9 protein-coding genes are annotated in these 9,165 nt (G+C 66.2%); 5 read left to right on the plus strand and 4 right to left on the minus strand.

Annotation, left to right across the window (positions count from 1 at the left end; all coding sequences use genetic code 11):
• The first annotated feature begins 21 nt into the window (after positions 1–21).
• Complete coding sequence (locus C451_RS08930; RefSeq protein ID WP_007739871.1) at positions 22–264, plus strand: ferredoxin; 243 nt, start codon at positions 22–24, stop codon at positions 262–264.
• Here the strand turns inward: C451_RS08930 and C451_RS08935 are convergent, their stop codons facing one another.
• Complete coding sequence (locus tag C451_RS08935) at positions 265–768, minus strand: FxLYD domain-containing protein (protein WP_007739873.1); 504 nt, start codon at positions 766–768, stop codon at positions 265–267.
• Positions 765–1,784: a hypothetical protein gene (locus C451_RS08940; RefSeq protein ID WP_007739874.1), complete on the minus strand. Its 1,020-nt coding sequence runs from the start codon at positions 1,782–1,784 to the stop codon at positions 765–767. The genes C451_RS08935 and C451_RS08940 overlap by 4 nt, the downstream gene beginning before the upstream one ends.
• An 85-nt stretch (positions 1,785–1,869) precedes the next feature.
• On the opposite strand from C451_RS08940, the gene C451_RS08945 reads away from it, so the two are divergent.
• Complete coding sequence (locus C451_RS08945; protein WP_007739875.1) at positions 1,870–2,193, plus strand: nuclear transport factor 2 family protein; 324 nt, start codon at positions 1,870–1,872, stop codon at positions 2,191–2,193.
• On the opposite strand, the gene serS is transcribed toward C451_RS08945, so the two are convergent.
• Entirely contained in the window at positions 2,194–3,573 is a 1,380-nt protein-coding gene (gene serS / locus C451_RS08950; RefSeq protein ID WP_007739876.1) for a serine--tRNA ligase, read from the minus strand. It lies immediately after the preceding gene.
• A gap of 80 nt (positions 3,574–3,653) precedes the next feature.
• Here serS and C451_RS08955 point away from each other — a divergent pair, with 80 nt between their 5' ends.
• From C451_RS08955 to C451_RS08965, 3 genes are all read left to right on the plus strand, one after another.
• The gene (locus C451_RS08955) at positions 3,654–4,556 is read left to right on the plus strand and encodes an MBL fold metallo-hydrolase (RefSeq protein ID WP_007739877.1); all 903 of its coding nucleotides are present in this window, start codon (positions 3,654–3,656) and stop codon (positions 4,554–4,556) included.
• A gap of 397 nt (positions 4,557–4,953) precedes the next feature.
• Entirely contained in the window at positions 4,954–6,741 is a 1,788-nt protein-coding gene (gene xsc, locus C451_RS08960; protein WP_007739878.1) for a sulfoacetaldehyde acetyltransferase, read from the plus strand.
• Positions 6,742–6,782: 41 nt separating this feature from the next.
• Complete coding sequence (locus tag C451_RS08965) at positions 6,783–7,847, plus strand: phosphotransacetylase (RefSeq protein WP_007739879.1); 1,065 nt, start codon at positions 6,783–6,785, stop codon at positions 7,845–7,847.
• Between the two features lie 488 nt (positions 7,848–8,335).
• Here C451_RS08965 and C451_RS08975 read toward each other — a convergent pair whose 3' ends face one another.
• Complete coding sequence (locus C451_RS08975) at positions 8,336–9,142, minus strand: APC family permease (RefSeq protein ID WP_007739881.1); 807 nt, start codon at positions 9,140–9,142, stop codon at positions 8,336–8,338.
• Between the last annotated feature and the right edge of the window lie 23 nt (positions 9,143–9,165).

Raw genomic sequence — 9,165 nt, forward strand, 5'->3', positions numbered from 1 at the left:
CGCGCCGGGGGAAGCGAGCGCATGCGAGTCGAATTCGATCGCGAGACCTGTATCGGTATGTTCCAGTGCGTCGCCGAGTGGGAGGGGTTCGAGCGCGACGAGGACGCCGGCAAGGCGATCCTGGTCGATGGCGAGGAAGAAGAGCCCGAAAAATTCGTCCGCGAGGTGCCCGAGGATGCCGAGCTGGACGCGAAGTTCGCCGCCCGTGTCTGTCCCGTCGACGCCATCACGATCCACGAGGACGGCGAGCAGATCGTCCCGTAATCAGGCGAGCGAGCCGAGCACGGCGATCTCGTACGAGCCGACGTCGTCCGGTTTTTCGAGCACGATGACGTCGAAACTCCAAGTCGCGCCGGCCGCGAGGTCGTGCGTGCTGTCGAGATAGCGCCCGAGCTGCTCGCCGTCGTCGTTGTAGACACGCGTGCGGACCTCGACCAGCTCGACGCGCTGCTGGCTGGTGTTCTCGACGGTGCCCTGGATCACGACGCCGCGGTAGTCGTCCTTGACGTCGAGTTCGTGGCTTCGGAGGGCGAGCACGTCGAGCGGGACGGCGTAGTCGCTGCCGACACGCTCGGCACGTGCCGCGGCGGCAGCTGCCGCGCTGGCGTTCGATTCGTTGGCCGCGGACGGATCGACCGTTCGGCCGGCGTCGTAGTCGGCGGTGTCGGGCCGGTCGCTACAGCCGGCGAGAGCGGCGGGAACGCCCGCGCCGACGAGCGCGAGAAAGCGGCGGCGGGTCGGGCGTGCGTGGGCGCCGGAATCACTCATCGGTCGTCCTCCATTTCGAGATTGAGCGAGCGCTGCGAATCGCGGAGGACGAACGGGCCGATGGCGAGCGTTCGCTGGGCGATCGTTCCGAGACGGATGATGTAGGCCACGAGCACGAAAAACGGGGCCGAGGCGACCGCGGCGGCCGCGCTGACGACGAAGACGACGTTCTCGATGCCGAGCGTCGAGCCGATAACCGAGTTCGGGTTCAAATAGAGCAGTCCCGCGATCGAGACGGCGAGGGCCGGCACGCCGGTGTACAGGATGTCACGCGAGAGGTCGACCAGCTCCCGCCGGAAGTAGAGCGTCTTGAAGTGTTCGCGCGCCGGGCCGAACAGGAAGAGCACGTCGAGTAGCTCCTCGAAGGCCTCGTGTTCGGTCTCGTCGAGCGAGTCGGCGTAGGCCGACCTGACCCGCCGCGTCGCGTAGATGTTCCAGGAGTAATCGTAGTTCAAAACGGTGCCGATGACGTCGAAATCGCCGAAATCGGCGTCTGAGAGTCGATCGCCGATCGTGGCCGCGTGCTCGCCCATGCGCTCGGTGAGATCGGTCACGCCCTCGCGCACGGCGTCGTCCTCGTTGTCGGCGACCGCCGCTTCGAGCGACGACGCGCGATCCTCGCTCAGTTGCATGAACGTCCGCATGAACGAGGCGGGGTCGGCCGGTGCGACCGAGCCGGTGAACGACTCGATGTCCTGACGGAAATCGACCGCACCGGCCATCCGGTCGCGCTGCTCGCCGAGCGGGCCGAGCTCGCGCGAGAGGACGAGCTGATTGAGCGTGACGACGAGCGTGATCCCGGTGACCAGCGACATGACGAACGACTGGAACAGCCGCTCGACGTGCGTTCCCTGCCGGATCAGCGTGCGCAACGGGATCGTGTTGACCGCGCCGACGGCGAGGAGCGCGACGAACAGCCCGCCGGTCAGCAGCGCGGCGACGACGGCGCGGTTGGCGGTGAGCAACAGCCACGAGCGCAGCCGGCCATCGTCGCCATCCGGGCCGGAATCACTCATATCCACGGGAGTCACGTGGCCGACAAAAGCTCTCGGGCTGCACATGAGCCGGCAGGCTCTTTCCGGTCGCCGCCGCAACGAGCCCATGAGCGCCCGCACCGTCCGGTCGTACTACCGCTCGATCGACGAGAAGCGCTACGACGAGCTCGAGGAACTCCTCGCGCCCGACTTCGTCCACGAGCGCCCCGACCGGACGTTCGAAGGCCAGGAGACGTTCGTCGCGTTCATGCGCGACGACCGTCCGCGAACCGAGACGAGCCACGAGCTCGATAGACTCTACGACGACGGCGACGAGATCGCCGCCCGCGGCCGCCTGCTCGACGAAGACGGCGATCGCCTGTTCGGGTTCGTCGACGTCCACACGATCGACGACGGGGCGATCGCGCGCATCGAGACCTACACCGACTGACTATTCCTTGCGGCCCGCGCCGACCGCGCTCTCGCCAACCGGCTCGTGGCCCTCGATGCGCTCCTGGCCGCCCATGTACGGTCGGAGCGGTTCCGGGATTTCGACGGTGCCGTCCGGGTTCTGGTAGTATTCGAGGATGGCGACCATCACGCGCCCGATGGCGGTGCCCGAGGCGTTCAGCGTGTGGAGATAGTCGGCCGACTCGTGGCGCTCGGGACGGTATCTGAGCCCGGCCCGGCGGGCCTGGAACGCCTCGAAGTTCGAAGCCGAGGAGACTTCGAGCCAGCGACCGCCCGCCTCGGGACCCTCTTCCATGTCGTCACCGGGAGCCCAGACCTCCAGGTCGTAGGTCCGCGCCGAGGCGAAGGTGAGATCGCCGGTACAGAGATCGAGCACGCGATAGGGAAGGTCGAGTCGGCGGAGCGTCTCCTCGGCCTCGGCGAGCAACCCCTCTAGACGCTCGTCGCTCTCCTCGGGCCGGACGAAGTTCACGAGTTCGACCTTGTTGAACTGGTGGACCCGGACGATCCCGCGGGTCTCGGTGCCGTGTTCGCCTGCCTCGCGCCGGAAGTTCGGCGTGTAGGCCTGGTGTTTGATCGGGAGATCGTCGTCGAGCAGGATCTCCTCGCGATACATGTTCGTCACCGGCACTTCGGCGGTGGGACAGAGCCAGAGATCGTCGTCGTCGTAGGCCTCGTGTTCGCTCCCGCCGACCCGGTAGGCGTCGTCGGCGAACTTCGGTAACTGACCCGTGCCGGTCATCGATCTGCTCGTGACCGGCACCGGCGGGAAGACGTCGACGTACTCCTGCTCGCGGTGCAGATCGAGCATGAACTGGATGAGCGCGTGTTCGAGCCGCGCGCCGTCGCCCTTGAGGAAGTAGAAGCCCGCACCCGTGGTCTTCGCGCCGCGCTCGAAGTCGAGGATCTCCATCTCCTCGCCCAGATCGTAGTGGGGCGTCACCTCGTCGGGCAGCTCGCGCAGGTCGTCGAACCCCTCGCGGCGGACCTCGACGTTGTCCGACTCGTCCGCGCCCTCGGGCACGCCCTCCTGGGGAACGTTCGGGATTTCGAGCAGCGCCTCGTTCAGTCGTGTTTCGAGATCGTCGGCGCGCTCTTCGATCTCGTCGATGTCCTCCTTGAGGTCTTGCGAGCGCGCGATGGCCTCCTCGGCTTCCTCGTCCTCGCCGGCCTGTTTGAGTTCGCCGATACGGTTCGAGACCTCGTTGCGCTCGTGACGGAGTTCGTCGCCGCGATTCTTCGCCTCGCGCCACCGGTCGTCGATGTCGAGCACGTGATCGAGATCCACGTCGGCCCCGCGGGCGTCGAGAGCCGCGCGCACCTCGTCGGTGTGCTCGCGGAGATACTGTCTGTCGAGCATTTCTCGGCGATTGCATGCCGTGTGACAAAATCCTATTGTTCGACGGGAGGTTTTTCACGGCGCTGGGCGTTTCCGGAGACATGGCAATCGGGGACGTGTTCACCGTCGATGGCTGTTCGGAGCTCCACTACGTCGATACCGGGATGTACGACACCGCGGAGTACGGCGCGGTCTACATCCTCGACGCCGACCGCCCCGCGCTGATCGACACCGGCATCGGCACCCGCTACGAGAACATCCTCGACGCGCTCGACGAGGTTGGCATCGCTCGGGATGAACTCTCGTACATCCTGCCGACCCACGCACATCTCGATCACGCTGGCGGGACGGGCTATCTCGCCGACGCCTGCCCGAACGCCACCGTCCTGACCCACGAGATCGGCGTTCCTCACCTGATCGATCCCGAGCGCCTCGTCGCGGGGACCAAGGCCGCCGTCGAGAGCCAGTGGGAGTATTACGCCGAGCCGAAACCCGTGCCCGAGGACCGCATCGAGGGGCTCTCGGACGGCGACGAGATCGACTGCGGGAACCACACGCTCGCCGTCCACCACGCGCCGGGCCACGCTCCGCACCAGGTGATGTTCCACGACCGCGAAAACGACGCCCTGTTCACCGGCGACGCGGCCGGCATCTGGATCCCAAGCATCGAGACGATCCGTCAGACGTCGCCGCCATCGAACTTCGATCTGGAGGCCTGTCTCGCCGACGTCGAAACGATCCGCGAGATCGATCCCGATGTCCTGTGTTTCGGCCACTTCGGCCCCCGGGAGTACGACGAAGCGCTGATGGACGAGTACGAACGGATTCTGGAGGAGTGGGTCGCGGACATCGAGAGCGCACGCGCCGAGTTGGGTGACGACGAGGCGGTCATCGAGCGGTTCGTCGAGCGCAGCGACATGGCCGAGGCGTGGTCCGAGCGGAAGGCCAGCGCCGAGGAGCGGCTGAACGTCCGCGGCGTGCTCGCGTATCTCGATCAGCAGTAGCGTCGCGACTGCGCCGAATCTTCTCTCCCCATCGCTCGAAGCGCCAAGACGAACCCATCGAAGCGACGACGGACGGCGCGAAAATAGCCACGTCGCGTGATTCGCGTGCGAGCGAACTACCCTGACAAATATTCGGTCTCATCTCGTTCTCCTCGCCTCACTTCCTCTCGTTTTCGAGTTCCGGATCATCGACGAGCGCCGACTCCGATCGGCGATCGATGGCCGTCGGTGGCGACGACCGAGCGGCTGAAATCGTCATGGCGGAAAATCAACTTCCTGCGGGAAGCGTGTTTCTCTATTCAATTTCGTTCGTGTTGTTGTAGTTTCATCCCACAAATCTGTTTGAGACGGAAGTTATAAGTCATTCCGTGGTATGGATCCAAGTGGGTCGAACGGAATGTCACGACAGCAAGCACCACCACCGACCGAGGACGCACCGCTCCACGAGGGTGAGACGATGTCGCCGAGCGAGGCGCTGCTCGAACAGTTCGTCGCCGAGGACGCCGACGTGATGTTCGGCATCGTCGGCTCGGCGTTCATGGACTTCCTCGACATCATGCCGCAGGCGGGGATCCGCTACCTGCCCGTGCGCCACGAACAGAACGCCGCCCACATGGCCGACGGCTACGCCGAAGCGCTCTGTGGCCGCGAACCGGGTATCTGCGTCGCCCAGAACGGTCCCGGCGTCACCAACATGGTCACCGGGATCAAGGCCGCCCAGCTCAACCACTCGCCGGTGATCATGCTCTCGCCGACGGCCACCACCGGTTCGATAGGAACTGATGGGTTCCAGGAGGCCGACACCATGTCGATCTTCGACGAGTGTGTCGACTGGCAGGGCCGTCTCGAGGACAACAGCCGCGTCGCCGAGTACGTGCGGACGGCCTACCGCGAATCGCTGACCGAGATGGGGCCCACCCAGATCGACTTCGCCCGCGACCAGCTCTACGGCGAGATCGAGACCGACGTGCTCCAGCCCAACCAGTACCGCCAGGAAAGCATCGGTGCGGCCGACGATTCGAAGGTGAGCGAGGCCGCGACTATGCTCTCGGAGGCCGACAACCCGGCGATCATCGCCGGCCTCGGCACGATCTACTCCGACGCGATCGACGAGGTCGCCGACCTCGCCGAGCGGCTGAACGCGCCGGTCGCCAATTCGTACCTCCACAACGACAGCTTCCCGATCAGCCATCCCCTCGCCGTGGGCGCGCTCGGCTACGGCGGCTCGAAGGCCGCGATGGAGACGCTCTCGGAGGCCGACTGCGTGCTCGCCGTCGGCAGCCGTCTCAGCGGCTTCGGCCTCCTCCCCCAGTACGGGATGGACTGGTTCCCCGAGGACGCCGACGTCATCCAGATCGACGCCGACGCTTCCCAGATCGGCCGCACCACGCGCGTCGAGTTGGGACTCGTGGGTGACGCCGCCGAAACCGTCCGGGGCCTCGCCGGCGATCTCGACGCGTCCGCCGGTGCGGACGAGGGGCGCGTCGACGAGATCGAACAGGCCTATGCCGACTGGAAGGACGAACTCGAAGAGATGTCCCAGTCGGATCAGATGCCGATCCACCCGCGGCGCGCACTCTGGGACGTCGCACAGGCGCTGCCCGAGAACACGATGGTGGCGACGGACATCGGCAACACCTGTTCGATGGCCAACGCCTACCTCGAGTTCGACAACCCAGGTAACTTCCTCGCCGCCGGTACCTACGGCAACTGCGGGTTCGCATACCCCGCGGCCATCGGCGCAAAGGTCGCCCGACCCGACGACCCCGCAGTGGCGCTCGTCGGCGACGGCGCGTGGGGCATGCAGTCGCTCAACGAAGTCATGACCGCCGTCCGTGAGGACATCCCGGCCGTGGCGGTCGTGTTCAACAACATGGAGTGGGGTGCCGAGAAGCAGAACCAGTACTGGTTCTACAACGACCGCTTCGTCGGCACCGACCTGCCGGAGAACCCCGACTTCGCCGAGATCGCCCGCGACATGGGCGCACACGGCACGCGGGTCAAAGACCCAGACAACATCCAGTCGACGATGACCGACGCGCTCCAGTCGGGCGAACCCGCCGTCGTCGAGATCATGACCGACGGGACGGAGCTACTCGAACCGTTCCGCCGCGACGCGCTCGACGATCCCGAGCGCGTCCTGGAGAAGTACCGCCAGCCCGGCGACGCCAACTACGAGGGCTGAGCCGGCGGCGGCCACCGACCGTCACCGCATTCGAACCACCGATGAGCCTTCTTTCACGACTTCGCGAACAAGCACGGACGGCGAGTCCGCGCATCGTTCTCCCCGAAGCCCACGACAGTCGCGTGCGTAAAGCAGCTATCAGGGCCGCACGCGATGGCATCGCCGAGCCGGTGCTGTTGGGTGTCGACGAGGGATCACGCGAACTATGTACCGAGCACGGCCTGCCGCAGGGCGCACTCACCGTTCTCGATCGGTCCGACGAACAGATTGAGGAGGACGTCGCCGCGTACGCCGCGCTGCGCGACGTGCCTGTTCCGGTTGCAAAGCGCGTGCTCGACGACGAATTGGTGCTCGGGGCGTGGCTCGCGCGCACCGGCGAGGCCGAGGGGCTGGTCGCGGGCGCGACCCATCCGACCGCCGAGGTGGTCGCGACGGCCAACGGGATCGTCGGTCTGGATCCGCTGGTCGACACTGCGTCGAGCTACTTCCTGATGGCGTTCGACGACCCGGCCATCGGCGAGAACGGCGCGCTGCTCTACGCCGACTGCGGGGTGAACATCGATCCCGACGACGAGCAGCTGGCGGATATCGCACTCGCGACCGCGACGACCGCCGAGGAGCTCCTCGGCTGGGAGCCACGGGTCGCCATGCTCTCGTTTTCGACGAAGGGGAGCGCGAGCCACGAGACCGTCGACGAGATCCGGCGGGCGACCGAGATCGCCCGCGAGCGGATGGACGGGCTCTGCATCGACGGCGAGCTCCAGAGCGACGCGGCGCTCGTCCCGAGTATTGCCGAGCGAAAGAACGGTGACGCAGGCGTCGTCAACGGCGACGCGAACGTGCTCGTCTTCCCGGATCTGAACGCGGGCAACATCGCCTACAAACTCACCGAGCGGCTCGCGGGTGCGACGGCGCTCGGCCCGGTGCTACAGGGTTACGCGCGACCGCTGAGCGATCTCTCGCGCGGTGCGAGCGCCGACGACGTCTACGACATCGTCACGATCACCGCCGCCCGCGCCGCAGCGAGCGAGGGGTTCGCCGACGGAACGATCCTCGAACGCGGGCAGTTGGCTCGACGCGAACAGGAACCGCCACGGCCCGAGTGATCGGCGGATCACCGTATCGATCATCGGGCAATTGTTTTTGCTAACGATCTCCATTCCACGGGAGTCCGTTCGACCGCACCGACAGCGGGATCGCTGCTCACGGTGATGGCGAACGTTCGTGGCGTCCGAACGGAGATCTCGGCTACTGACAGTATCGATCCGGACAGACCGCGTCACACTGCGCTCGCTGGTCTCTCGGACATCGTTGGTCCCGAAACGTCGCCGATGATGGCGTTCGTCGAGTGCGTAGGGATGCGACAGCTCTCGTATTATGATCGCCGACGTCGCTTCGGTTCTGCTCTCGATCACTCCTAGCTATCGGGCCCGTGGTACGACGACAGCGAGCGGAACAGGAATACCGTGTTTCTGACGAGTGGATTCTGTTTTGGAATCCTCTCCAAGAAAACCGTCATCGGTCGAAAGGGGGTGCTGACGGCCGCCGGTCGGAAGCGATGGGGCTGTCGGCAGCGCGGTCGAGAAGTGGTGTGCTACTGCTGTTCGGACACCGGCTTTCGGGTCTCCTCCACCGTGGTTTCGGTCGTCGTCCGCCGTGAGAGCGCGAACAGCACCGCGCCGAGGACGACCCAGGCGACGACGATCGCCCACTCGCGCGGCCAGAGCAGCGCCGAGGGCGCGCCGGGCATGTAGAGCCCGATGAAAAACAGCGTCACGATCATCCCGGCGATGCCGAAGGTGTAGCCACCGGGAAGCTTGAACGGGCGCTCCATCTCGGGTTCGTTGTAGCGCAGCGCGACGAACGACAGCGCGACGGTGAACCAGGCGAGCACGATCCCGAGCGAGCCGGCGTTGATGATCGAACTGACGAAGTTGCCGCCGAACCACGGCGCGGCCATCGAGAGCGCGCCGATGAGAACGATCGCGCGCGAGGGCGTGTTGTACTCGGGGTGGACCGTGGCGAGCGACTCCGGTAGGAGCCCCGAGTCGGCCATCGCGAAGACGATGCGGCTCGCGCCGATGACGAACGCGCTCCAGCTGGTGAGCAGCGCGCCGATGCCGACGATCGTCATCAGTTTGCCCGCCACGGTGCTGCCGAAGATCGCGCTCATCGCCGTCGCGGCGGGGACGAGGCTGTCGCCGAGCGCGCCCGCGGCGACGGCCCCGCCGGCCGCCCAGATGCTGACGATGTAGAACAGGCCGACCGTCGCGACGACGGCGAGCACCACCAGCGCGAGCGAGCGCGAGGACATGTCGGCCTCCTCGGCGGCCTGTGGCACGACGTCGAAGCCGACGAACAGCATCGGCACCTGGATGGCGACGGTCGTGACCCCGAGCACCGGCGCTGTCTCTTATACACATC

The sequence above is a fragment of the Halococcus thailandensis JCM 13552 genome, assembly GCF_000336715.1.
GTDB lineage: Archaea > Halobacteriota > Halobacteria > Halobacteriales > Halococcaceae > Halococcus > Halococcus thailandensis.